Source organism: Jiangella sp. DSM 45060 (genome assembly GCF_900105175.1).
Taxonomy (GTDB): domain Bacteria; phylum Actinomycetota; class Actinomycetes; order Jiangellales; family Jiangellaceae; genus Jiangella.
The window spans coordinates 6,449,076-6,474,346 of the sequence record NZ_LT629771.1 but is presented as its reverse complement, the minus strand read 5'-3'; the positions used below and the strand labels follow the sequence as shown (position 1 = coordinate 6,474,346).

The following is a 25,271-nucleotide window of genomic DNA, read 5'->3' as shown; positions in this document are numbered from 1 at the left end:
GCCTGTCCCCTACGAAAGTGCGCGGGATGGCCGGTTTGTGACCGGGAAGGGCGGAGGGATCTGCGGGACGGGATCAGCGGCGGGACGCGGCCGGGAACGACGCGGCCGGCCGACTCCGGGGTGTCGGCCGGCGGAAGGTGCTCGAGGGGGACGTGGCGTCATCCGAACGGACGACGGTCAGAAGAAATCGTCCTGACCGTCATCGGGAACTCGGACAAACCGTTCGATCATTTCCGCTTCGGTTTCCCATTCGGGATACTTGACCAAGATCGAACTGGTTACTATTCCGACCACCAGGCCCACTCCGAACACCCAGAGGTCCGCTGAGAACCAACCGAGCAGAGCAATGGCGCCGGCCGCCGTGAGCGCGCCTTGGCCCACGACCGTCGCCCAGCCCGCGACGTAGTCGTTGTCGCGGCGCCGCGCGATGAAATCGACCCCGCCGCACGCGAGGCCGACGACCGCCACCGGAATGAAGGCCGCATGAAGCGTGGCCACGCCCGCGAGGTCGGCGAGCGTCGCCAGTGCGGCCAGGACGATCGCCACGATCGAGGCGATCATCGTGCCGATACCGAGCAGCAACAGCTTGGTCTGCCGAACCGCCATCGAGGTGTAGGCCTCGACGGCGGCGTTCTCGGCGTTCACCAAATCGTCTCTGTATTCCATGTACACCTCTCGCCTGACGTCCCAGGAGCCCCGGTCACTGACACGGTAGGTGTCCGAGCAAGGACTTCCGTGACGAGATGATCCGGGAGAACTCGGCGCTCGGCAAACGGAGCGGCTCGTTTCTGCGGATACGACATTCAATGTCGGTTTCGGTCCCCAGGGCAAGAGGTCCGGAGCAAACTAGTACGCGCTACAACGTGTTTTTCAGGCGATTGTGGCGGTTATGTCCGATTGATTTTTCGTCCGGATGGATGAGCGCGGCCGGCGTTCGGCCGATGCGGCGCCGAACGCGACGACGCCCGCCGGGCGGACCGTGAAGTCCACCGGCGGGCGCCAGGAGCGGCCGTGGAGGCCGCATGGTCGACGGGCTGGGGTCAGCCCACGTAGTCGGCGAGGTCGTTGAGCAGAGCGGCCTTCGGCTTGGCGCCGACGATCTGCTTGACGACCTGACCGCCGGAGTAGACGTTCAGCGCCGGGATGGAGGTGATGCGGTAGCTGGCCGCGATCTCCGGGTTCTCGTCGACGTTGAGCTTGACGATCTCGAGGTTGTCCTGCGAGGCGGCGATCTCCTCGAGGACCGGGGCGATCATGCGGCACGGCCCGCACCACTCGGCCCAGAAGTCGACGAGGACGGGCTTGTCGCTCTGCAGGACCTTCGCGTCGAAGTCGGCGGTGGTGACGTGCTGGATGTTGCCCATGTGTGACTCCTTGATGGTGGGCGTTTCTCTGGTGACGGAGCTCGGTGTCAGCGGACGGCGAGCTCGGGCGTGGCGGCTTTCTCGGCGGCCTCGATGTCGGCGAGGTACCGCTCGGCGTCGAGGGCGGCCTGGCAGCCGGTGCCGGCCGCGGTGATGGCCTGGCGGTAGATGTGGTCGACGACGTCGCCGGCGGCGAACACGCCGGCCAGTTCGGTCTTCGTGGTGGGCGCGTCGACCAGCACGTAGCCTTCGTCGTCGAGGCGCAGCTGCCCCTGGAACAGCTCGGACCGGGGGTCGTGGCCGATGGCGATGAACAGGCCGGTGACGGCCAGCTCACGCTCGGCGCCGGTGACGGTGTCGCGCAGCCGCAGCCCGCTGACCTTGTCGTCGCCCAGGACGTCGAGCACCTCGGTGTTCCACACGAATTCGATCTTGTCGTTCGCGAGGGCGCGCTCCTGCATGACCTTCGACGCGCGCAGGGAGTCGCGGCGGTGGATGACGTACACCTTGCGCGCGAACCGGGTGAGGAAGGTGGCCTCCTCCATGGCGGAGTCGCCACCGCCGACCACGGCGATGTCCTGCTCGCGGAAGAAGAAGCCGTCGCACGTGGCACACCACGAGACACCGTGGCCGGACAGCCGCTTCTCGTTCTCGAGGCCCAGCTCGCGGTAGCGCGACCCGGTGGCGACGATGACGGCGCGCGACCGGTGCACGTTGCCCTCGCTGTCGGTGACCGACTTCACCGGCCCGGTGAGGTCGGCCTCGACGACGTCGCGGGTGAGGATCTCGGCGCCGAACCGCTCGGCCTGGGCGCGCATCTCCTCCATCAGCGCCGGGCCGAGGATGCCGTCGCGGAAGCCGGGGTAGTTCTCGACCTCGGTGGTGTTCATCAGGGCGCCGCCCCAGCTGACCTCGCCCTCGATGAGCAGCGGTTCGAGCCGGGCCCGGGCAGCGTACACAGCCGCCGTGTAGCCGGCCGGCCCGGAACCGATGATGATCAGGTCGCGGATGTCGGTCACGCCTGTGCCTTCCCTAGCGTCGCGTTGGTTCATCTGCCCCAACGGATCCTAGGCGGTCGGCATTCCCGGCGGGGCGTTCACTCGCTCTTCGGGACCTCGACCTGCGGCTGCATGGTCTCGTTGGTCGTGGACGCGCAGGTGGTGATCAGCCAGCCGTCGTAGGTGGCGGTGTCGTCGAGGACGACGAGCACGCCCGAGCCGACGTTGGTGGCGCCCACCAGCGGCAGGCCGAGCTCGTCGGCCAGCTCTTCGCCGCAGGTGTCCGGGCCGGCGGGGTCGGCGTCGCCCTGGACGACCTCGGTGACGGCGGTGATGAGCCGGGTCTGTTCGAGGGCCTCCGGCGCCGCGTCGACCGACTGATCCTCGGCCGGCGGGGCGGTGTCCATGGCGGTCGACGGGGTGCCGTCCCGCTGGACGCCGGACGGCGTGGACTGCGAGAAGGCGGAAGCCTCGTCAGGGGCCTCGGCTTCCGCGGCGGCCGGCTGCCCGGCGCCGTCGCTGTCGTTGCCACCACCGCCGCCACCGACGGCGACGTACCCGGCCAGGCCGAGGACCGCGACGCTCGCGGCGGCGGCCAGGCCCTGCGGCAGCCGGCGCCGGAACCAGGCGACGGTGCCGTCGTCGGCGGAGGCGGAGTCGGCGGACGCGGCCGTCGCGGCTGCGCCGGACGCCCGCTCGGCGGCCAGCGCGTGCGAGATGCGCGCCGCCACGAACTCGGGGACCGGCAGCTCGGCCGGCAGGGCGCGCAGGGCGACGCTGACCTGGGCCAGCTCGTCGAGGGTGGCCTGGCAGGTGGGGCAGTCGTCGACGTGGGCCCGCACCTCGCGCGCCTGGGCGTCGTCGAGGACGCCTTCGGCGAGGTCGGCCAGCACATGGGTAGGCGGATGGGCGCCGGCAGTGGTCACCGATGCTCACCTCCTGTTCCACGCGACGTCCCAGATGGGACGTCGCCACCGGCGCCTTGGTTCCCGGTGGTGCTGAGCCGGCCGGGGGCCAGCAGCGGGACGAGCTTGGCGCGGGCCCGGGCGCAGCGGCTCTTGATGGTGCCGACGGGGAGTCCGAGCAGCTCGGCCGCCTCGGCGACCGGGAACCCCTCGACGTCGACGAGGATGAGCGGCAGCCGCTGGTCGGCCGGCAGCGTGGCCAGCGCCTGCTCGAGGTCGACCCTCAGGGCGGTGCGCTCGGCGGGGTCGCTGGACGGCTCGGTGGCGGGCGCGACGCCCGGGATCTCGGTGCCGTCGAAGGCGACCGGGTCGGCGGGCCGGGCGGCCTGGTGCCGGACGCGGTCGAGGCAGGCGTTGACGACGATGCGGTGCAGCCAGGTGGTGACCGCGGACTCGGACCGGAACGACCCGGCCCGCCGGAACGCGTTGATCATGGCGTCCTGCAGGGCGTCGGCCGCGTCGTGCGGGTCGCCGAGCGTGCGCAGCGCGACCGCCCACATGCGGTCCTGATGCCGTTTCACCAGCTCACCGAAGGCGTCGGGGTCGCCGTCGACGTGCTGACGCAGCAGTTGCTCGTCGGGCACCCGGGGTCCGGGCGCGGACTGCGTCACCCGAGCACCTCCGCTTCGGCTATTCCGCTCCGGTAGTTGCCGTCGTCGGCAAGGGGCAACTGAGTGAACCACACGAGGAGATACCGGGTGCTCACCGCGTCGTCAAGTGTGCGGGTGACATTCTGCTCAGAGTCCTCGACGGTGTCGATGGCGGTCCAGCCGTCGAGATCGCCGGGCGCCTGGGTGGCGTCCTCGGGCGCGACCCGCAGCTCGAAGCTCGCGCCGGAGTTGATCAGCGCCAGCCGGACCTCGCGCACGGACACCGCCTGCCCGAGGTCGAGGTAGACGCCGACGCCGTCCTTCTGCGCCTCGAGCGGGTCGTAGTAGTTGACGGTGGTCCAGGTGGTCTCGGGGTCGCCGTCGAAGACGTTGCCGACGTCGCTCGGGTTCTCCTCGCCGTTGCCGGCGGGGTCGAAGTCGGTGGCGGCGCTGACGGCGACGGGCGTCGCCTCCGTGGCCGGGGTGTCCTCGGACGGCGTCGTGACGCCCTCGGTGGCCGAGGTGGACGGCGTGGAGTCGTCGCCGGCGTCGTCGATGGCCCCGAGGAGGAGCTGCAGCCCGACCAGCGTGGCGCCGACGAGCAGCAGCATGGCCGCCATGACGCCGAGCAGCCGGGCGGTGCGGCCGGACTTGCGCCGTTCCCGCAGCTGCTCGACCCGGCTCGGTGGCGGCGGGACGTCGCCGGGCTCGTCGAGGAGCGCGGGCGGCGCCGCGACGACGGCTTCGTCGGCGACGACGGCGCGCTGCTGGTGGCGTGCGCCGTTGGCCAGCTCGGTCGCGACCTCGAGCGGGGTGACCAGCGGGGCGGCGTGGTGCCGGCGGGCGTGCCCGATGGCGCGGTCGGTGACGGCGTCGAGCAGCCGCGGCACGCCGGGGCGGACCTGGCGCGGTGAGGCGAGCCGGCCGTCGATGAGCGGCGCCGGCGGGAGCCCGCCTGGCGTGCCGACGGGCCAGCGGGCGGTCAGCGCGGCATAGAGCACGCCGCCGATGCCGATGGCGTCGAGCTCGGCCGGGCGCGGGTGGGACGGGTCGGTGGGCGCGCACGGCGTCTGGGCGGCCCCCCGCAACGCGTACTCCGTCTCGAGTCCGGCGATCTTCACCGAGCCGTCGGCCGTGACGAACACCAGCGTGGGGTCGAGGTGGCGGTGCGCCAGCCCCTGGGCGTGCGCCGTGGCCATGGCCTCGGCGACCTCGCGTCCGACGGCGGCGGCCTGCTCGGGGTGGAACGCGCCGGCGTGCCCCAGCAGCGCGGCCAGGCTCTGCCCTGGGGTCCACTCGCGGACGACGTAGGCGACGTCGTCGTCGCTGCCGACGTCGAGGACGCGCAGGAACCGGGGGTCGGAGACGGTGGACGACACCCGCGCCGCGGTGGCGAACCCGCCCGCCCGCGGGTCGTCGAGCGCGACGGCCTGGACGAACACGGCCCGCCGCAGGACGTCGTCGACCGCCTGCCAGGACTGGATGCCGTCGGCGTTCTGCAGCAGCCGCTCGAACCGGTAGCGTCCCGCGACCGTGCGGCGCTGTCCCGGCGCCGGCCCGGGCGGCTCGGACGGCGCGCCCGGCCGGGTGCCGGGCAGCGGCTGGACGACGCGCGCGCCCTCGCGGGCCGCGTCGAGGCCGAGCGCCGCGGCGCCGCCCACACCCGCGCGGTCGCGGTACCCGCCGGCATGGGTGTCGAAGAAGCTCGGCACGCCGGGCAGGGTCTCGTCGAGGAAGAACTCCGACGTCATCGTGGGATCGACCGGACGGCGGAAGATGCTGAGCGTGCCGGTCTCGACCGGGATGTGGTACTCGGCGGTGTCCTCGAGGAGGTCGCCGGGGTCGACGGCGGGAGCGGCGCGGCCGCCGCCGCGCAGCCGGGCCAGCACCATCGCGACGGCGGAGCGCACCTCGGCCACCCGGAAGGCGTAGGCCAGGCCGACGAACGTCACCACGCCCACCGTGCCGCCGATGAGCAGCTCCAGCATGCGCGCGAACAGCGACGGCAGCGCGTCGCTGACGCCCAGGCCGGTCCAGCCGCGCCACACCAGCCAGGCCAGTCCGGCCGCGATGGCGGAGTGGATCAGCAGCCGGATGACGTGCTGCACCAGCTGGCCGCCGCCGAGCGTGCCGATGCGCTGCTGCAGCCTGATGGCGCCCACGCCGGCGCCGACGACGTACGCGACGCTGTAGCCGGCGGCCAGCGCCATGGTGACGTACTGGGGGCCGGGCGCGGCGACGGCGACGCCGACGGCGCCGATCATGATGACCGCCGACACCCAGATCTGCGTGTAGAACGGGGTCTTGGTGTCCTGCAGCGCGTAGAAGCCGCGCAGCACGAGGTAGTGGACGGTGAACGCGACGAGCCCCGGCATCAGCACGACCAGCGTCAGCGCCAGTCGTCCGGTCTGCCCGCCGGCCGACCCGTAGTCGAAGATCATCGCCGTCAGCGGGAACGCCAGCGCCGCCATCAGCGCGCCGAGCGGGATGATGACCGCCAGGCACATGCGCAGCGCCGCGACCAGCTTCTCGCGGACGTCGTCGAGGTGGCCGTCGGCGGCGAGGTCGGACAGCCGCGGCAGCAGCGCGGTGGCCAGCGACACCGTGATGATGGAGTGCGGCACCATCATGATCAGCATGGCGTTGGCGTACACCGAGTAACCGGCGCCGGCGTCGCCCGCGCTGACGCTGCTGGCGCCCGACGCGACCTTCACGACCACCAGGTACGCGAGCTGGTTGACCACGACGAACGCGACCGTCCACAGCCCCAGCCGCACCGACTCGCCGAGCCCTTGGCCGCGCCAGTCGGTGCGGAACCGCAGCGAGAACCCGGTCTTGCGCAGCACCGGGATCAGCACGATCGCCTGCGCCAGCACGCCGACCGTGGACCCCAGCCCCAGCAGCAGCGTCTGGGTGGTCGTGAACGGCTCGAAGCCCTGGGTGCCGTACACGTACAGGAACACGCCGAACACCGCGATGGCCACGACGTTGTTGAGGATCGGCGACCACATCATCGGGCCGAACCGGCCCTTGGCGTTGAGCATCTGGCCGATCAGCACGTACAGCCCGTAGAAGAAGATCTGCGGCAGGCAGAACCGGGCGAACATCACCATGTTGTCGAAGTACGGCCGCATGTCGGGCTCGAGATAGCGGTCGTCGACGATCAGTTGCATCAGCCAGGGCGCGGCCAGCACCGCCAGCAGCGTCGCCAGTCCGAGCACCGCCACGGCCAGGCTGAACAGCCGTTGCGAGAACGCCTGGCCGCCGTCGGCGTCGTTCTTGATGGCGCGGACCAGCACCGGGACGAGGACGGAGTTGAGCACGCCGCCGCCGACCAGGATGTAGATCATGTTCGGCAGCACGTTCGGCACGTTGAAGACGTCGGCCGTGGCCGCCGTCAGGCCGATGGCCGCCGCGATGACGGCGGCGCGCGCGAACCCGGTGAGCCGCGAGACCACCGTCCCGGCGGCCATGATGGCGCTGGAGCCCAGCAGGCCGGAGCTGCGGGGCGGCTCTTGCGTCGCCGTCACCGCGCTGCCTCCTGGGTGGGCCTCGCCTCCGCGGGAAGCTCGTCGAGAACGCTGCCTCCGGCTGGGTCGGGCGAGTCGTCGGGACGACGGCGCCGGCGCGGCCGCCGGCTGCGCAGCGTACGGCGGACGATGGCGCCGAGGAACAGCGCGCCGGCCCCGCCGACGATGACCCAGCCGATGGTGCCGTACTCGGTGGCGTTGACGACGGTGGCCACCGGGTTCCCGATGGGCTCGCCGTCGTCGGTGGTCAGCTGCACCTCGATGGGAACCCGGCCGTTCGCCGCGGCCTGCGCCGTGACCTCGACCAGCTTCTGCTCGCCCGGGCCCATCTCCTGGGTCTCGACCTCGGAGACGCGCAGGCGGTCGGGGTTCTCGGACCGCACCTGGAGCCGGACGTTGACGGCGTCGGGCAGGTCGTTGGTGACGGTGAGCGGGAAGGATCCGGTCCGGCTGGACAGCGTGACCGACTCGGGCACGGTGATGCTGACCCGCTCGATGCGCCGGGAGAGGGCGTCGCCGATGCCCCTGGCGTAGGAGACCCCGGTGTCGGGGTTGTCGCGCCAGCCGGTGGACGCCGAGCGCAGGGTGGCGTGGTCGAGCGCGGTGGTCACGTCCTCGGGGTCGGCCAGCAGGGTGGTGTACTGCGTGGCGTCGTCGCGCAGCGCGGCGGTGGCGGCGACGTTGGCTTCCGGCAGCGAGGTCGTGCCCTCGGACGGCGCCGTCGAAACCTCCGGCGCCTCGCCGGTGCCGACGAGGTCGGTGAGGCCGACCGGTTCGACCCAGGTGCTGGACGTCCACGTGGCGACAAGGCTCTGCGGGATGGGCTCGGCCGGGCGCCAGCGCAGCGGCGGCGCGGCGACCAGCAGCGGCGGCTCGGTGTCGTCGTCGGCGGCGGCGAGCGCGACCATGGCGGTCTCGGCGATCCAGCGCTGCTGGAGGTCGGCGGCGCCGGCGGTGGGGTCGCCGGCCGCGACGGCGTCGGCGATGGCCGAGCTGAGCCCGGCGTCGGCGGCGACGACACGCAGCGTTGTGTCGCCGGCGGCGACCTCGCCGAGCGCGCCGGCCTCGCTGTGGTCGGCATCGTCCTGGTCGGTGGCCTCGACCGCGTCGGACGGGACGACGACGGTGCCGGCGCCGGCGTCGGCCAGCGTCGTCAGGACGTCGTCGGTGACGGCGCCGTCGAGCCAGGCGACGCCGGACGTGGCGGCGGGCAGCTGCTCGGCCGCGGCCTCGCTCGCCGCCAGCGACTGCCGGCTCAGCGTGCCGGCGAGGGCGGCGTCGTGCTCGTCGAAGGCGCCGACGTCGGGCAGCGCGTACGGCAGCATCCAGACGTCGTGGTCCTGGGTGACCTCGTCGAACCGCTCGCGCCAGGCCAGGGCGGCGTCGGTGTTGGCCTGCGAGCCGTCGATGGTGCCCTCGGGCGTGACCACGCTGTAGCCGTCGGACAGCACGGACACGGTGTCGAGGAGGTCGGGGTCGACGGCCCAGGTGACGGGCGCCTCGGCGCCGGCCTCGAGGACGGCCGACAGCGGCTCGCCGGTGCCCAGCTGCTCGGCCAGCGTCTCGTCGGCGAGGGTGCCGTCGGGCAACAACGCCGGCCGGGCCGCCAGCGGCCAGAGCATGGCGACGGGGACGGACGGGAGCTCGTCAGGGGCGTCGATCCAGGGCACGACGGTGCGGCTGGTGAAGCGCGCGCGGTCGGAGCTGTCGAGCGGCGAGGCCAGGACGTCGACGCCGACCACGTAGACGCCGTTGGCGTCGAAGCCCAGCTGCTCGCTGGTGATCGTGACGGAGAACTCGGCGGCCTGGCCCGGTTCGAGGGTGTCGGCGACGAGGTCGAAGCCGTCGCTGTCGCGCGACCCCCAGTACAGCTCCTCGTCGGTGCCGATGGCGCGGATCTCGTCGCGCGACTCGACTCGGTTGGTGCTGAACCGCGGCAGCGCCTGGACGTTGCTCATCGGCTCCTCGCCGGTGTTGCGCACCGTGCCGGTGAGGGTGATGGCGTCGTCGTCAGGGGTGAGGACGCCCGGCGAGACACCGGTCAGGGTGGTCTCGGCGGTCAGCGCGCCGGCGTCGGGCGCCGGCTCCTCGGCCGCGGCCGTGCCAGGGGCCAGCAGCCCCACGCCGATGACGGCGGCGGGAGCGCAGAGGGCGGCGAGGGCGCGGAGGCCGGGCAGCCTCATGACCGGTCCTTCCGGGTGCCGCCCGATTCGGCGACGGTGCTCGCGGCGGTGTCGCCGGGCGAGTCCGGGAGCAGCTCGCGCAGCCGTCGCGCCAGCCGCCGTTCGGACGCATAGCGCATCCGTCCGGCCAGCTCGTCCAGTGGCACCCAGGCCACTTCGCTCACCTCCACGTCGTCGGTGCTCAGACTCCCACCGGTGGCCTCGAGGAGAAAGTGGTGCACCGTCTTGTGGATCCTCCGATTGTCCGCCACGAACCAGTAGTCGATGTCGCCGACCGGGGTGACGACCCTCGACTGCAGACCAGTTTCCTCCGATACCTCCCGCACCGCAGCTTCCTCGGGCGTTTCACCTGCCTCGACGTGTCCCTTGGGCAGCACCCACTCCAGCCGTCCGCGGCGGTCGATGCGGCCGATGAGCGCGACGCTCGACGGGTGCTCGTAGTGGTCGACCACCAGGCCCCCCGCTGAGGTCTCGCGGACGGTGCGCAGCCGCGGCCGGCCGGCCTTGCGCCGTCGCCTCGCGCCCCGACGTCGCCGATGGTGCGGACCGTCGGCTGGCGAGGACGGCGAGCCGGGCATACGTCCAGAGTAGCTGGGATGCGGCCGCAACCTGCGTAGCAGCGAAAGCGGTTGGGATCCCGGGGGTGTCGCCCCGTAGGCTGGTCCGTCGTGATCGGAACGAAGGAAGCGGCGAACCACGTGCTCTCGAAGGCGCAGCGGCAGGCGGTGCGGCAGTTGCTGCGCATCGCGCCCGTCGCCGACGAACTGGGCGCTCGTTTCCAGGCCGCCGGGCACGAGCTGGCGCTGGTCGGCGGCTCCGTCCGCGACGCCCTGCTCGACCGTCTGGGCCAGGACCTCGACTTCACCACGTCGGCCCGGCCCGAAGAGACGAAGCGCCTGCTCGCGGGGTGGGTCGACAGCCTGTGGGACGTCGGGCAGAAGTTCGGCACCATCGGCGGCACCAAGGACGGCTTCCAGATCGAGATCACCACGTACCGCGCCGACAGCTACGACCCCGCCAGCCGCAAGCCGGCGGTCGCGTACGGCGCGTCCATCACCGACGACCTCCTGCGCCGCGACTTCACCGTCAACGCCATGGCGGTGCTGCTGCCCGGCCGCGAGTTCGTCGACCCGTTCGGCGGGCTGGCCGACCTCGGCAGCCGGGTCATCCGCACGCCCGGCACGCCGGAGCAGTCGTTCTCCGACGACCCCCTCCGCATGATGCGCGCCGCGCGGTTCGCGTCGCAGCTCGGCTTCGAGGTGGCGCCCGAGGTGGTCGCCGCGATGACCGACATGGCCGGGCGCATCGACATCGTGTCGGCCGAGCGGGTCCGCGACGAGCTGACCAAGCTGTTGCTGTCGTCGGCGCCGCGCACCGGGCTGACGCTGCTGGTCGACACCGGCATCGCCGGCCACGTGCTGCCCGAGCTGCCCGCGCTGCGGCTCGAGATCGACGAGCACCACCGGCACAAGGACGTCTACGAGCACTCGCTGACGGTGCTCGAGCAGGCCATCGAGCTGGAGCGGCGGCTGCCCGGCGGCGGCCCCGACCTCGTCACCCGGCTGGCGGCGCTGCTGCACGACATCGGCAAGCCGCGCACCCGCAAGTTCGAGGCCGGCGGCGGCGTGAGCTTCCACCACCACGACGTCGTCGGCGCGAAGCTGGCCCGCAAGCGGCTCACGGCGCTGCGCTACCCGTCCGCCGTCATCGACAGCGTCACCCAGCTCATCCAGCTGCACCTGCGCTTCCACGGCTACGGCGGCGGCGAGTGGACCGACTCCGCGGTGCGCCGCTACGTCCGCGACGCCGGGCCGGAGGTCGAGCGGTTGCACGTCCTGACCCGCGCCGACAGCACGACGCGCAACCGGCGCAAGGCGCTGGCCTTGCAGCAGTCGTACGACAGCCTCGAGGAGCGCATCTCCCGGCTGGCAGAAGAGGAAGAGCTGGCCGCCATCCGGCCCGACCTCGACGGCAACCAGATCATGCAGATCCTGGGCATCCGGCCGGGCCCGCTGGTCGGCCGCGCCTACCACCACCTGCTCGAGGTCCGGCTCGACCACGGCGTGCTGTCCGAGGACGACGCGCGGGCGGAGCTGCTGCGGTGGTGGTCCGAGCAGCCGGAGGCCTCGGCGTGAGAACGGGGCCGGCGCTCGCCGTCGACGTCGTCCTGGTGCTGGTGTTCGTGCTGATCGGACGGCGGACGCACGACGATCCGCTGTCGCTGGCCGGGCTGGCCCGCACGGCATGGCCGTTCCTGGCCGGGCTCGCTCTGACATGGACGCTGATCGCGCTTCGGTGGCGGGGGCCGGGGGATGCCGGCCCCGCCCGCCTCGCTCGTTCCTCGCTCGGACGCCCGAGCCAACCCCTGCCGGCATCCCCCGGCCCCCGCTCTCCCCGCCGCCACCCTGCGTCCCTCGCGACCGGCGTCACTGTGTGGATGGCGACGGTGGCCGTCGGCATGCTGCTGCGGGCGGCGTCGGGCCAGGGGACAGCGCCCTCGTTCGTCGCCGTGGCGACGCTGGTGCTGGGCGCGTTCCTGGTCGGCTGGCGGGTCGTGGCGCGTCAGTTCCGGCGCGACGCGAGCAGCTCGTCCTCGGCGGCGTAGTCGTCCATCGCGTCGCCGTAGAACTGCGCCAGCAGCGGGAACGCCTCGCGCCACGGCCGCTCGGCCAGCCGGCCGCGCAGCCAGGCCGACGTCCACTCGACCGCCTCGGCGTAGGTCGCGACCGGCGCGTAGCCCAGCTCCGTCGCCGCCGCCGTCATGGAGACGAGGAACGGGCGCGGCACCGACCACGGGGTGCGGCCCACCCGCGACTCCGGCGCACCGTCCAGCGGCACCAGTTCCGGCTCGTGACCGGCGGTCGCGCTGACGGCCAGGACGATGTCGGCGACGGACGGCGGCTCCGGGTCGCCGGCGTTGAGGACGCGGCCGCCCGGGCGCGCCGCCGCGAGCCGGACCAGCTCGCCGAGGTTCGGCGCGCTCGTGGTGTGGAACCGGCTGTGCCCGCCGTGCGCCAGCGGGATGCGCGGCCGGCGGTCCAGCGCGCGCAGCAGCGGCCAGACCTCGCGCGGGCTGGTGCTGCCGGGGCCGTGGATGGCGCACGGCCGCAGCACGGTGACCGGTAGCCGTCCGTCGTCGAGCAGGGTCTGCTCCAGCAGCATCTTCCGCGTCGAGTACGTGGCCGGGCCGGGCGGCACCGTCGCCTGGGTCTCCGGGACGGGCGCGGCGAAGCGCGGGAAGTCGTCCGGCCCGGTCGCCTCGTCCAGGGTGCGGCCCGCGTCGTCGGCGTACACCGAGGCGCTGGAGGCGACGATCAGCGAGCCGACGTCGCCGGCCAGGCCGAGCAGCAGCCGCGCGTCGGCGTCGTCGTAGGCGATGGTGTCGAGCAGGACGTCGGCGCCGCCGGTCTCGCGCAGCACACCGGCGAGGTCCGCGCGGTCGGCCAGCCGCTCGTCGACGCCGCGCCGCGCCCAGCCGGACGGCGCTTCGGTGCTGCCCCGGTGCACGGCCGTGACCGACCAGCCGTCGTCGAGCAGGGACTCCACGGCGGCGCGGCCGATCTGGCCGGTGCTGCCGACGACGATCGCGTGACCACTCATGGGCTCGACGCTAACCAGCGGGACGGGCGTGCGTCACCGTTGTCTGCCAGCGGCAGAGCTCACTCGACCGGCCGCAGCGCGGCGCTCACCCGGACGACGCCCTCGCCGTACCGCTCGTCCAGCTCGGCCTGCTGCCCGTCCTCGACGAACACGTCCAGCGTCACTTCCCCGCTGACGAGGTCGAGGGCGGTCGCCGGAACGCCGGGGCCGGCGGCGACGATCTCGTCCTGGATCGCGATCAGCTCCTGCATGCTGCGCTCCGCCCCGGTGACGCACAGCGGACCGCCCCAGAGACCGCGCAGCGCGGCCTCGTGGGTCTCGAGGTCGCCGGTGAAGCTGAACGTGAGGATGTTGGGCCGGGCGAGACTGTCGATCCAGGTGCCGGCGAAGTCGGGCTGGGCGTACGCATAGTCCTCGGCCGCCGCACGGCCCGCCTCGTCAGCGGTGGCGGCGTCGACGACGACCCAGCCGCCGGCCGGTGGCTCGCACGGCGGCGAGAAATCGAACTCGGAGGCGTCGGGGGCCACCGGCGAGGTGGCGGTGCCGGCCAGCGGCGGCTCGGTCAGCGTGAAGCGGGTGCCGTCCCAGGTGCCCGTGACGGAGTAGAACCCCCACGTGACGCCATCGGCCGACTCGGCGTCGGGCGCCTCGTCCCAGTTCCAGCCGGCGATGTCGGGACCGCCGCACTGTGGGGGAAAGGACTCCCGCACGCCGGAGCACAACTGCGGGCCGTGCCCCCAGCCCTCGAGGACGGTGAAGACGCCGGTGTAGAGCTGACCGGGGTTGGTGGACGATGGTTCGTCCGACGGTGAGGCGCTGCGGGGCGCCTCCTCATCGCCGCAGGCGGCGAGCAGCAGGGCCGCGACCGGCGCGGCGAGGATCCACCCGAAGTGACGCATGCCACTTGGACGGCGTCGGCGGTCGCGACGTTCCGGCGCCACGCGTCAGTCCACCGGCTTCAGCAGAGCCTCGACCCGTACCAGGCCCGGCCCGTACTCCTCGTCGAGCCGCTCCTGCAGGCCGTCGTCGACGATCACCTGGATCCACACCGTGTTCGCCGGTGACTCGACCGTCCAGGCGAGGGCGTCGTGCGCGGCCGCGATCTCGGCGCCGGTCGCCTCCATCTCCTGCTGGCTGCGCTCGGCCTGGCTGACGCAGATGGCGCCGCCGTACAGGCTCCGCAGCGCGGCTTCGTGGGTGGCGAGGTCGCCGGTGAACCGGAAGTTCACGATCACCTCGGCCGGCGCCGTCGCCGACCGGGCCTCGGGTGCGACATGGCGGTCCAGCCAGGAGTCGACGTAGCCGGGTGCGGCCAGGGCGTACGCGTGGGCGCGCTGGAAGTCGGTCGCGTGCGTCAACGCGCCGTCGAGGATCGCCCAGCCGCCGGGCGGGGTGGGGCAGGGCGTGTCGAAGCGCTGGCTCAGATCCTCACGCGGGCCGGACGGCGGCGGTGGCTCCGGCGGCGCGGTCAGCGTCAGCGCGGTGCCGTCCCAGGTCCCCTTGATGTGGTAGTCGCCCCAGGTCACGCCGTCGGACGACTCTTCGCCACGCACGTCTTCCCAGGACCAGCCGCGCAGCTCGAAGCCGCCGCCGCAGCCGGGCGGATAGGACTCCATGACCATCGAGCAGGCGTTCACGTCGCCGTCGCGCGACTCGATGACGGTGAACGTGCCCGCGTAGATCGTCGGTGCGTCGTCGGGCGGCACGGGCCGCAGGGCGGACGTCACCCGGACCGTGCCGGGACCGTAGGTCTCGTCGAGCTGCTCCTGCAGGCCGTCGTCGATGAACGCGTCGACCTCGACCAGGTTTTCCGGTCCCGACACGCTCGCCGAGTAGATGCCGAACTCACCGGCCAGCTCGGCCTGGATCTCCTCCAGCCGGCTGTGCTCGTGCCGGGCCTGCGTGACGCAGAGCGCGCCGCCCCAGACGGCGCGCAGCTCGGCCTCGCGCGCGGCGAGGTCGCCGGTGAAGCTGACGTTGAGGATCGCCGCCGCGGCGGCCGCCGACGGTGGAACGCCCGGCGGCTGCTCGACGGAGCGGTCGACCCAGAGGCCGCCGTAGCCGGGCAGCGCCGCCGCGTAGTCGACGACGGCGTCAAGGACCTCGGTGCTCGCGGTGGCGATGTCGACGAGCACCCAGCCTTCCGGCGGCGCCTCGCAGGGCGTGTCGAGCAGCGCGTCGAGGTCGGGGCGCCCGTCGTCCATGCCCGGCGGCTCGGGTGGCCCGGCCGGCTCGGTCAGGGTGAACTCGGTGCCGTCGAACGTGCCGGTGACCTGGTAGTCGCCCCACCTGACACCGTCGACGGACTCGTGCTCGACGGCGGACCAGTCCCAGTTCGGGATGTCCGGCCCACCGCACTTCGGCGGGTTGCTGAAGAGGGCGCCGCCGTAGCACACCTGAGGCCCGTGCTCGGCGTCCTCGAGCACCAGGAACGTGCCGGTGAAGCGCTGCTGCTCGGGCTCGGTCGCGACGTCGCCCGGCTCGGCGTCCGCGGCCGTGCACGCCGTCAGTCCGACGACGACACCCGCCAGCCACCCCCTGTGACGCATGTCACTAGGACGTATGGTGCGCGCGGGAGGTTCCCGGCGAAGGGGTCAGGTCTGCTGGATCAGCGACATCGCGTGCTCGACCAGCGTGACGAGCACGACCTTGACCGACTCGCGGTCGCGCGCGTCGGTGACGACGAACGGGACCTCGGGCCCGACCTGCAGGGCGTCGCGGACGTCCTCGACATCGTGCTCCTGAATGCCGTTGAACGCGTTGAGGGCGACGACGAACGGGATGCCGCGCTGCTCGACGTAGTCGATGGCGCCGAAGCAGTCGGCCAGGCGGCGGGTGTCGACGAGCACGACCGCGCCGATGGCGCCGCGGGTGATGTCGTCCCACATGAACCAGAACCGGTTCTGGCCCGGCGTGCCGAAGAGGTACAGCACGAGGTCCTCGGCCAGCGTGATGCGGCCGAAGTCCATGGCCACGGTCGTGGTGCGCTTCTCGGGCAGCATGGAGAGGTCGTCGACGCTGGTCGAGGCCTCCGTCATGAGTGCCTCGGTACGCAGCGGCTCGATCTCGCTGACCGCGCCGACGAACGTCGTCTTGCCCACGCCGAAACCGCCGGCCACGACGATCTTGACCGACAGCGCGTCTTGGTCGGCCTGTGTGCCGCCAGACACCTCAGAGTCGACGAAGGCCATCCCTCACCCTTTCCAGCACGCTCAGATTACGAGCCGGCTCCGCGGAGCCGGCGAACGCCGCATGCGGGTCAGCGACCCGCACCAGTCCTTCGGTCTCGAGATCCGCGACGAGCACGCGGGCCACGCCGAGTGGCATCGAGACGATTGCGGCCACCTCGGCCACGGACCGTGGCGAGTGGCACAGCCGGAGGATCCGCTCCCGTTCCGGCTCCGGGTCGGAGCCGTTGGTGCGGCCGTCCTTCGTGGTGGAGACGAGGGCCTCGATGGCGATGTCCTGCACCGGGCGCGTGCGCCCACGCGTCGCAAGATACGGCCGTACCCTCCGGCCGTCAGGTGCCGCCATCGTTACCTCCAGACCATCGTCGGATCGCGGATCTGCGCGGTGCTGACCCGATCCCTACCACATCCGGCGCTCGTGCACGTCGATTCTCACCCCACCCGGGTGGCCGGGTTGAGCACGGCGCCCACGCGTTCGACGAGCAGCGCCATCTCGTAGCCCACCTGACCGAGGTCGGCGGTGGAGGCTGCCAGCACGGCCAGGTGCGCGCCGTCGCCGACCGCCATGACCAGCAGGAAGCCGTTGCTCATCTCTACCAGGGTCTGCTGGACGGTGCCCGCGCCCAGGATCAGCGATGCGCCGACCGTGAGGCTGGCCAGTCCGGACACCACCGCAGCGAGCTGCTCGCCGCGTTCACGCGGCATGCCCGTGGAGCCGGCGAGGTGCAGACCGTCGGCGGACACCACGACCGCGTGCGCGGCGCCAGTGGTGCGGTCGACGAAACGGTCGAGCAGCCAGCCGAGCTCGTCGCTGGAGGCGTTGGTCACGAATCGCTCCTCTCGGGGTCGCTGGGCCGCTTGGGTACCCAGCCACCGGTTTCCTCCCGGCCGCGCCCGACACCTCGCTGCAGGCTGGCCAGCGTCGAGGCAACGTTACTCGCGTCTTTGGCCGCCGCGGCAGGGCGTCGGGTGCGTTCGGTCTCGTTGAGCTCGCCGATGGAGCCGGGCACCAGCGAGGCGCCGCGCCGCCGCAGCGGCAGGCCGGACGCGCTGAGCGCGGGCTCGGCCTCCGCGACCGGCTCGGGCACCGGCGGCGCCGCCGCCGTTTCGCGGCTCGCCCAGCCCGAACCCACCGGCGGCGACGTCTGGATCGGCTCGGTGTCGCGCTGCCCGGCGCGGGCGCTGGCGGCCTCTTCGGCCGAGCGCAGCGCCTCGGCGGCGCGCCGCCAGCCTTCGTCGGCCGGGCTGGACCAGTCGTCGGTGGACGAGTCGCCGGACCGGCTGAACCAGGCGGAGGCGACGGAGTCGTAGATCGGCGAGTCGCTCTCCGGGAGCACCGGCTCGGGTGCGCGCAGCGAGGAGCGGGCGGCCGGCGCGGCGGGCATGGCCGGTGGCGGCGACGCCGGCGGGCGGATCTCGGGCCGCGGCTCCTGACGGGGCTCGCGGGTCGGCAGCGCCGAGCCGGTGCTGCCGTTGGTCAGCGGCTGCCGCCAGGCCTCGTCGGGCCGGGCGCCGTGGTCGGTCGTGACGCGACGCTCGCCGGTGTCGGTGAGGCGGCGCTCACCGGTCTCGGACAGCTGCTTGTGCTCACCGGTGTCGGCGACGGCGTGCTCGCCGGTGTCGTAGCGGGTCTCGGCCGTGATGGGCGCGATGCGCGACTCGCCGGTGTCGGGGCGCAGCCGCGACTCCTCCGGGCTGGGCCAGGTGGGCCGGCCGGCGTCCATGGTCGGCGCGGGCTCGGGCGTCGGCCGCGGCAGGTCGGACGCCTCGGCCGGGACGCGGGTCTCGTCGGGACGCTCGCCGCGGCGGGGCAGCCCGGACGCGGCCGGCGCGGTGACCGGCGGCAGCGACGGCGAGGAGTCGTCGCGGCGGAACGGTGCCGGGCTGGGGTCGAGGTTCCAGGAGTCGTTCAGGCCACTGGGCGGCTGCGGCGCCGCCGGCTCGGCCGGCACCGGCGGGATGACGCCCTCGCTGGTGTCGAGGGGGGAGAGGATGAGGTGCGCCGGGAGGTCGACCTGCGCGGCCGTGCCGCCCTCGGGCACCGGCTCGAGCCGCACCTGGATGCCGTGCTTGGCGGCCAGGCGCGCGACGACGTAGAGGCCCAGCGTGCGCGACGCCGCGACGTCGATGTCGCCGACGTTGCGCAGCCGCTCGTTCAGTTCCTCGAGCTGGCCGGCCGGGATGCCCAGGCCGGAGTCGGTGACCTGCAGCCGCAGCCCGCCGCCGAGCAGCGGCTGGCTGGTGACCCGGACCGGCGTGGCCGGCGCGGAGAACTCGGTGGCGTTGTCGATCAGCTCGGCCAGCAGGTGGGCGATGTCGTCGACGGCGCCGGCGGTGATGAGGTCGGTCGGCATGACGCCGAACTTCACCCGCGGGTACTGCTCGACCTCGCCGACCGCGGTGCGGACGACGTCGAGGACGCCGGCCGCGCTGGTGTGCTTGCGCATCTCCTCGACGCCGGCGAGGACCAGGAGGCTCTCGGCGTGCCGCCGGACGCGGGTGGCCATGTGGTCGATGCGGAACAGCGTGCTCAGCTGGTCGGGGTCGCGCTCGCGCTGCTCGAGGCCCTCGATCTCGCCGAGCTGACGGTCGACCAGCGACTGGGTGCGGCGGGAGAGGTTGACGACGATGGTGTCGAGGTTCTGCCGCAGCAGCGCCTGCTCGGCGGCGACCCGGACGGCGGTGGAGTGGACGTCGTTGAACGCCGTGGCGACCTGGCCGATCTCGTCGCGGCCCTCGGCCGTGACGGCGTCGGGGAGGTTGCGGGCGACCGCCGGGCCGTCCTTGTGCACCCGGTCGACCAGCGCCGGCAGCTGGGTCTGCGCGGTCTCGAGCGCCGAGGCGCGCAGCCGGCGCAGCGGGCCGATGATGGAGCGCGCCACGACGATGGCGAGGTAGACGGTGAGCGCCAGGACGGCGAGCACGCCGAGCGCGCTGAACAGCGCCGTGACGCGGGCGCTGTCGGTGCGGTCGGCCGCCAGCGCCAGCACGCTGTTGCCGGTGTCCTGCTGGATGTCGCGCAGAGCGTCGAGCCGCTGCGTCGACAGCTCCCACCACTGCTGCTTGTCGATGCGCGGCTCGGCGAAGTCTGCGATGTCGGTGCGGGCCTGGGCGAGCTCGCGGTTGGCGACGTAGATCTCGTTGGAGTAGATGCGCTGCTGCTCGGTGAAGCCGAGGGCGCGGAGGAACCGGCCGTCGAGCAGCATGGCCTGCTCGCCCTGGAGGGACACGGCCAGGTCACGATCGGCCTGCGAGGGCTGCGCGCCGGGCGTCATGAAGTAGGCGACGACGCCGCGCTCGAGTGACGCCGACTCGACCGCCTGCGCGACGTCGGCCAGCGCCGAGATGCGGCGGGCCAGCGCGGGGTCCTCGGTGCCGGTGGCGGCGGCCGTGGCCAGCCGCTGCAGCACCTCGGCGAAGCGGTGGTAGCCGGCGGTGCCGCCGTCGTTGAAGAGCGGGTCCTTGGCGTCGCGCTGGAGGCGGTAGTTCGACTCGTTCGTGGTGCCGCTCAGCCGGTCGACCTCGGTCTCGTACTGCTCGACCGCGCCCGCGTAGGCGGAGCCGAGGTCGTCGCCGCGGTGCTCGTCGATCTCCTGGTTCAGTGCGGCGATGGCGGCGTCGGTGGCCTCGCGGGCGGTGTCGACCGACGCCGGCTCGGTGCCGCCGCCGTCGGCGAGGCCGGTGACGTCGCGTTCGTCCTGGACCGCCTGCAGCGCCTGCAGCGCCACCATGCCGACCTCGGCCAGGCTCTCGGTGCGCGAGGCGGACGAGGCGTCGTCGAGCGAGTTCTTGAAGAACAGGGTGCCGAGCACGAGCGTGCCGAGCAGCGGGAGAAGAACCAGTGCGGCGACGCGCGACCGGACGCTGCGGTCGTGCAGGAAGGACTGCCAGAACGACCGCGAGCGATCGCCGTCGCCGCCGTCCTTCGCACGGCCGGACTTCACGGCTGGGCGCTGGTCTGCTGGGCGCAGATTCGCGCGCGCCCGCTTCGCGGCGCCGTCGTTGCTACGGCGTCCTCGGGCGGTCCGCGTCATCGATGTTCCTTCCTCTGTCGTCCCCCATGGCCGCTCGCCTGTGAGCGACTCAGGCCCCTTCGTGGCCGCCGTCGTGCTCCGGGACGCACACGCGCCGCTAGACGACGCTTGCTGCCCGGCAGCGTTCTGTCAATAGGCGACCGATGGGTGAAACACCTCAATCTGGCACACGATCCCACCGGAGCATGACGGAAATGGTAGACGAGCCACGTCAAACTGCCGCACCGGCGACGGGATTCTCATCTGAGGGCGGACCAGTGATCACCGCTGGTGACCCGTTCGGCCGACCCCTGGGTCGTCCCAACGCCCGGTCCCCGGACGCGGCGGAGCCGGCACCCCGGTGGGGCGCCGGCTCCCTGTCCACCCGTGTGCGGATCAGCGCTCGATCTCGCCGCGGATGAACTGCTCGACCTTCTCGCGGCAGACGTCGTCGGAGTACTGCTCCGGCGGCGACTTCATGAAGTAGGACGACGCCGACAGGATCGGCCCGCCGACACCGCGGTCCATGGCGATCTTCGCCGCACGGAGCGCGTCGATGACGATGCCGGCCGAGTTCGGGGAGTCCCAGACCTCGAGCTTGTACTCCAGGTTCAGCGGGACGTCGCCGAAGTTGCGGCCCTCGAGCCGGATGAACGCCCACTTGCGGTCGTCCAGCCACGCGACGTAGTCGGACGGGCCGATGTGCACGTTGCGCGGCTCGAGGCCGTCGACCAGCTGCGAGGTGACGGACTGCGTCTTCGAGATCTTCTTGGACTCCAGCCGCTCGCGCTCGAGCATGTTCTTGAAGTCCATGTTGCCGCCGACGTTGAGCTGGTAGGTCCGGTCGACGGTGACGCCGCGGTCCTCGAACAGCTTGGCCAGCACACGGTGCGTGATGGTGGCGCCGATCTGCGACTTGATGTCGTCGCCGACGATCGGGACGCCCGCGGCGGTGAACTTGTCCGCCCACTCCTGGGTGCCGGCGATGAAGACCGGGAGGCAGTTGACGAAGCCGACGCCGGCGTCGATGGCGGCCTGCGCGTAGAACTTCGCGGCCTCCTCGGAGCCGACCGGCAGGTAGCAGACGAGGACGTCGACCTTGGCGGCCTTCAGCGCGGCGACGACGTCGACCGGCTCGCTCTCGTCCTCGACGATGGTCTCGCGGTAGTACTTGCCCAGGCCGTCCAGCGTGTGGCCACGCTGCACGACGACGCCGGTGGGCGGCACGTCGCAGATCTTGATGGTGTTGTTCTCGCTGGCGCCGATCGCGTCGGCGAGATCCTGCCCGACCTTCTTGGCGTCGACGTCGAACGCGGCGACGAACTCGACGTCACGGACGTGGTAGTCGCCGAACTGAACGTGCATCAGCCCGGGGACCTTCGTCGCCGGGTCGGCGTCACGGTAGTAGCGCACGCCCTGCACGAGCGAAGCGGCGCAGTTGCCCACGCCGACGATGCCTACACGAACCGAGCTCATCGGCCGTTCTCTCCTTCGTTTCCGGTGGGGGGCGCCGGTGGCTCACCGGACCCTGGGGTGGGCGTGGCGCCCATTGGCCTGCCGATCGAGCGCTGTTCGGCGCTGATCAGGTCGTCGAGCCACTTGACCTCGCGCTCGACCGACTCGAGGCCGTGCCGCTGGAGCTCCAGCGTGTAGGTGTCGAGTCGCTCTCGGGTGCGCGACAGTGCCGAGCGGAACTGGTCGAGCTTCTCCTGCAGCCGGCTGCGCCGGCCGATGAGGATCCGCATGCGGGTATCGGCGTCGGCCCGGCCGAAGAACGCGAAGTGCACGCCGAAGTGCTCGTCGTCCCAGGCCGAGGGCCCGGTGTGTGCGAGCAGGTCGGCGAAGCGCTCCTTGCCCTCGGGCGTGAGCCGATAGGCGATGCGGGCACGGCGCCCGCTGCGGTGCGGACCCGTCGTCACCAGCGTGTCGACGGGTTCGTCCTCGGCCAGGTAGCCCTGCCGCACCATCGCCTTCAGAGTCGGATACAAGGTGCCGTACGAGAACGCTCGCCCCCACCCCAGCAGCGAGTTCACCCTCTTGCGCAGCTCGTAGCCGTGCAGCGGCGCATCGTGCAGCAGGCCCAGGATGGCCAGCTCCAACGCGTCTGCCCGCTTGCCCACGAGGTACGCTCCCTTGCATCATTGTCAGCTCGATGTATCGAACCGATACATCAGGACGATAGGACGTCCGGGGCGCGAACCGCAAGTGACCCGTCCACATCGGCGTGACGGGTGTGACCGCTGTGTCGTCACACGCAGGTTTGAAACGCCCAGGGCGAGAGCAGGATTGGCGTGATCGACCATGGAGCGTCGTAGGCTCTGCATGACTCCGGGGCGCCTCATCGCGCGCACCGGACTGCCGATGTCCCCGACCCGACCGGGAACTCAGTGACGAACCAAGGGCGCCGCCGCGCGGGTGACCGCGCGCGTTCGGCCGCGTCCAAGGGCGCGGCCCCCAGGACCGCCGCCTCCGCGGGCGCGGTCTCGTCGTCGACCCCTGACCGCCGCGGCGGCGGCCGCCGCTACGCCGCAGGTCGCAACGGCGGCAAGAAGAACGGCAAGGGCCGCCGCAAGGGCTGGCGCCGGTTCGTCTCCTGGAAGGCCTTCGGGCTCTACGCGCTCGGCATGATGCTGCTCGGCGTCGCCGGCATCAGCATCGCCTACGCCATGACGGACATCCCCGAGGCCAACGCGTTCGCCCGGTCCGAGGCGACCATCGTCTACTGGAACGACGGCGAGACCGAGCTGGGCCGGTTCAGCGCCGAGAACCGCGAGACCGTCGACATCTCCGACATCCCGCAGGCCTGCCAGGACGCCGTCGTCGCCGCCGAGGACCGCAGCTTCTACGACAACAACGGGTTCGACCCGGTCGGCATGCTCCGCGCGGGCATCGGCTACATCCAGAACAACGGGTCGACGGCGGCCGGCGGTGGCTCGACGATCACCCAGCAGTACGTCAAGAACTACTACCTGACGCAGGACCAGACCCTCACCCGCAAGGTGCAGGAGCTGTTCATCTCGGTCAAGATCGACCAGCAGCTCGACAAGGACGACATCCTCGCGTCGTACCTCAACACCATCTGGTTCGGCCGCGGCGGCGTCTACGGCATCCAGACGGCGTCCCGCTCCTACTTCGGGGTGCCGGTGTCCGAGCTCGACACCGCCCAGTGCGCGGCGCTGGCCGGCATCCTGCGCTCGCCGACGCGCTACGACCCCACGCTGGGCCCGGAGAACGCCGAGCGGTACCAGCAGCGCTTCGCCTACGTCGTCGACGGCATGGTCGACATCGGCACGCTCGACGCCGCGACCGCCGAGACGCTGGTGCCGCCGGAGGTCGTGCCCGAACAGAAGACCAACCGCTACGGCGGCCCGAACGGCTACCTACTGCAGCAGGTCCGCGACGAGCTGATCGACAACGGCTTCACCGAGGAAGAGATCGACACCGGCGGCCTGCGGGTCGTCACCACGTTCGACCCGCAGGCGCAGTCCGCCGCCATCCAGTCCGTCGAGGCGGAGCGACCCCAGGAGCACGCCGACGGCGTCCGGGTCGGCCTCGCCGCCGTGACGCCGGGCGACGGCGCGGTCGTCGCCATGTACGGCGGGCCCGACGCCGTCGAGCAGCCGTTCAACGACGCGCTCGACGCCTCGGTGCAGGGCGGGTCGACGGTGAAGCCGTTCACGCTGGCGGCCGCGCTGGAGCAGGGCATCTCGCTGGAGAGCCGGTACTCCGGCAACACGCTCACCGACCCGATCCTCGGCCCGCCGGTGCACAACCAGGACGACAAGGAGTACGGCGAGGCCATCGACCTCGTCACGGCCACCGAGAACTCCATGAACACCGCGTTCGTCGACCTCGCGATGAACATCGGCCCCGACAGCATCGTCGACGCCCAGCTGGCGTCCGGCCTGTCCTATGCGGCCGACGAGGAGACGCAGCTGCGGCAGGACCCCCGCGTCACCATCGGCATCGGGCACGTCCGGCCCATCGACATGGCCGAGGCGTACGCCACGCTGGCCGCGGGCGGCCGGCACGCCGACTGGTACACCGTCCGCTCCGTCACCGAGCCCGGCGGCAACGTCCCGTACCGCGTCGAGCCGGTCCCCGAGTCGGTGCTCGACCCCGGCGTCGTCGCCGACACCACGTTCGCGCTGAGCCAGGTGGTGCAGAACGGCAGCGGCCGCGAGGCGCAGAACCTCAACCGGCCGGCCGCCGGCAAGACCGGCACCCACGAGGACCTCACCGCCTGGTTCTCCGGCTACGTGCCGCAGTTGTCGGCCAGCGTCGTGATCTTCCGGGGCGAGGGCGAGACCGCCGGCACCGTCTCGCTCGACGGCGTCGACGGCATGGACACCTTCACCGGTGGCGCCTTCCCGGCCCGCATCTGGACCGCGTTCATGGCCGGCGCGCTCGACGGCATGGAGATCCAGGAGTTCCCCGAGCCGGCCGAGGTCGGCGACGCCGTCAACCCGTCGCCCACGCCGACGCCCACCCCGACCGAGACCCCGGACGAGGACGAGAACGGCGACAACGGCGACGACAACGGGAACGGCAACGAGAACGGCGGCGGCAACGGCGGTGACGAGTCGGGCTCCGACGAGTCCGGCGACACCGGCGGTGACACCTCCGGCGACACCGGTGGCGACACGTCCGGCGACACCGGTGGCGACGAGTCGGGCAGCGAGTGGTCCGGCACCGACGGCGGATCCGGCGGCGACACCGGCGGCACCCCCACCGAGGAACCGACCGACGAACCGACCGGCGGCAACGGCAACGCCAACGGCGGAGCCTGGGGCGACGGCGGCGCCGACCGCTGACCGTCCAACCCCCTAAGCTGTCGACT

The 25,271-nt window shown here is 72.4% G+C and carries 20 protein-coding genes; 3 read left to right on the top strand and 17 right to left on the bottom strand.

The features are described 5' to 3' along the window. Positions 1-177 precede the first annotated feature (177 nt). The 8 genes from BLU82_RS29125 to BLU82_RS29090 form a co-directional block, all read right to left on the bottom strand. Positions 178-666 carry a hypothetical protein gene (locus BLU82_RS29125; protein WP_141711372.1) on the bottom strand — a complete coding sequence of 163 codons (489 nt, stop codon included), beginning with the start codon at positions 664-666 and terminating at the stop codon, positions 178-180. Between the two features lie 374 nt (positions 667-1,040). Then, a complete protein-coding gene (gene trxA, locus BLU82_RS29120) occupies positions 1,041-1,364 on the bottom strand; it encodes a thioredoxin (RefSeq protein ID WP_053203681.1) in 324 nt (107 codons plus the stop codon). A 47-nt stretch (positions 1,365-1,411) separates the two neighbouring features. Further along, the gene (gene trxB / locus BLU82_RS29115; protein WP_092624379.1) at positions 1,412-2,383 is read right to left on the bottom strand and encodes a thioredoxin-disulfide reductase; all 972 of its coding nucleotides are present in this window, start codon (positions 2,381-2,383) and stop codon (positions 1,412-1,414) included. Positions 2,384-2,460: 77 nt separating this feature from the next. Beyond that, entirely contained in the window at positions 2,461-3,288 is an 828-nt protein-coding gene (locus BLU82_RS29110; RefSeq protein ID WP_157741329.1) for an anti-sigma factor, read from the bottom strand. Beyond that, the gene (sigM, locus tag BLU82_RS29105; RefSeq protein WP_092624377.1) at positions 3,285-3,938 is read right to left on the bottom strand and encodes an RNA polymerase sigma factor SigM; all 654 of its coding nucleotides are present in this window, start codon (positions 3,936-3,938) and stop codon (positions 3,285-3,287) included. Before sigM ends, BLU82_RS29110 begins: the two co-directional genes overlap by 4 nt. Beyond that, on the bottom strand, positions 3,935-7,447 hold the full coding sequence (gene murJ, locus BLU82_RS29100; protein WP_092624376.1) for a murein biosynthesis integral membrane protein MurJ: 3,513 nt from the start codon (positions 7,445-7,447) through the stop codon (positions 3,935-3,937). The genes sigM and murJ overlap by 4 nt, the downstream gene beginning before the upstream one ends. Beyond that, positions 7,444-9,630, bottom strand: coding sequence for a DUF6049 family protein (locus BLU82_RS29095; protein WP_092624375.1), 2,187 nt, complete (start codon positions 9,628-9,630; stop codon positions 7,444-7,446). The genes murJ and BLU82_RS29095 overlap by 4 nt, the downstream gene beginning before the upstream one ends. Continuing rightward, positions 9,627-10,082 (bottom strand): NUDIX hydrolase, encoded by a 456-nt coding sequence (locus BLU82_RS29090; protein ID WP_231947606.1) that lies wholly within the window; start codon positions 10,080-10,082, stop codon positions 9,627-9,629. The genes BLU82_RS29095 and BLU82_RS29090 overlap by 4 nt, the downstream gene beginning before the upstream one ends. Before the next feature lie 216 nt (positions 10,083-10,298). Between BLU82_RS29090 and BLU82_RS29085 the strand changes: the two genes are divergently transcribed. Together BLU82_RS29085 and BLU82_RS29080 are read left to right on the top strand one after the other, a co-directional pair. Next, positions 10,299-11,765 carry a CCA tRNA nucleotidyltransferase gene (locus tag BLU82_RS29085; protein ID WP_231947605.1) on the top strand — a complete coding sequence of 489 codons (1,467 nt, stop codon included), beginning with the start codon at positions 10,299-10,301 and terminating at the stop codon, positions 11,763-11,765. Next, entirely contained in the window at positions 11,762-12,235 is a 474-nt protein-coding gene (locus tag BLU82_RS29080; protein WP_092626454.1) for a DUF3054 domain-containing protein, read from the top strand. Before BLU82_RS29085 ends, BLU82_RS29080 begins: the two co-directional genes overlap by 4 nt. Here BLU82_RS29080 and BLU82_RS29075 read toward each other — a convergent pair. The 9 genes from BLU82_RS29075 to BLU82_RS29035 all read right to left on the bottom strand — a co-directional run bounded on the left by BLU82_RS29075 (position 12,193) and on the right by BLU82_RS29035 (position 22,551). Further along, positions 12,193-13,230, bottom strand: a complete 1,038-nt coding sequence (locus BLU82_RS29075; protein WP_092624373.1) for an NAD(P)-dependent oxidoreductase — start codon at positions 13,228-13,230, stop codon at positions 12,193-12,195. The two genes, BLU82_RS29080 and BLU82_RS29075, sit on opposite strands and share 43 nt — an antisense overlap. Positions 13,231-13,289: 59 nt before the next feature. Beyond that, entirely contained in the window at positions 13,290-14,129 is an 840-nt protein-coding gene (locus tag BLU82_RS29070; protein ID WP_092624372.1) for a hypothetical protein, read from the bottom strand. A 45-nt stretch (positions 14,130-14,174) separates the two neighbouring features. After that, the gene (locus BLU82_RS29065; RefSeq protein ID WP_092624371.1) at positions 14,175-15,779 is read right to left on the bottom strand and encodes a hypothetical protein; all 1,605 of its coding nucleotides are present in this window, start codon (positions 15,777-15,779) and stop codon (positions 14,175-14,177) included. A 45-nt stretch (positions 15,780-15,824) separates the two neighbouring features. Then, positions 15,825-16,421 carry an ATP/GTP-binding protein gene (locus tag BLU82_RS29060; RefSeq protein WP_092624370.1) on the bottom strand — a complete coding sequence of 199 codons (597 nt, stop codon included), beginning with the start codon at positions 16,419-16,421 and terminating at the stop codon, positions 15,825-15,827. Beyond that, positions 16,402-16,701: a DUF742 domain-containing protein gene (locus BLU82_RS29055; RefSeq protein ID WP_231947604.1), complete on the bottom strand. Its 300-nt coding sequence runs from the start codon at positions 16,699-16,701 to the stop codon at positions 16,402-16,404. Before BLU82_RS29055 ends, BLU82_RS29060 begins: the two co-directional genes overlap by 20 nt. 149 nt (positions 16,702-16,850) lie before the next feature. Further along, a complete protein-coding gene (locus BLU82_RS29050; RefSeq protein ID WP_053203669.1) occupies positions 16,851-17,246 on the bottom strand; it encodes a roadblock/LC7 domain-containing protein in 396 nt (131 codons plus the stop codon). Continuing rightward, positions 17,243-20,362 (bottom strand): sensor histidine kinase, encoded by a 3,120-nt coding sequence (locus BLU82_RS29045; RefSeq protein ID WP_172885727.1) that lies wholly within the window; start codon positions 20,360-20,362, stop codon positions 17,243-17,245. Before BLU82_RS29045 ends, BLU82_RS29050 begins: the two co-directional genes overlap by 4 nt. A 465-nt stretch (positions 20,363-20,827) precedes the next feature. Beyond that, on the bottom strand, positions 20,828-21,907 hold the full coding sequence (locus tag BLU82_RS29040) for an inositol-3-phosphate synthase (protein ID WP_092624367.1): 1,080 nt from the start codon (positions 21,905-21,907) through the stop codon (positions 20,828-20,830). Continuing rightward, a complete protein-coding gene (locus tag BLU82_RS29035) occupies positions 21,904-22,551 on the bottom strand; it encodes a PadR family transcriptional regulator (RefSeq protein ID WP_092624366.1) in 648 nt (215 codons plus the stop codon). The genes BLU82_RS29040 and BLU82_RS29035 overlap by 4 nt, the downstream gene beginning before the upstream one ends. A gap of 267 nt (positions 22,552-22,818) precedes the next feature. Between BLU82_RS29035 and BLU82_RS29030 the strand changes: the two genes are divergently transcribed. After that, a complete protein-coding gene (locus tag BLU82_RS29030; RefSeq protein ID WP_092624365.1) occupies positions 22,819-25,245 on the top strand; it encodes a transglycosylase domain-containing protein in 2,427 nt (808 codons plus the stop codon). The last annotated feature ends 26 nt before the right edge of the window (positions 25,246-25,271 follow it).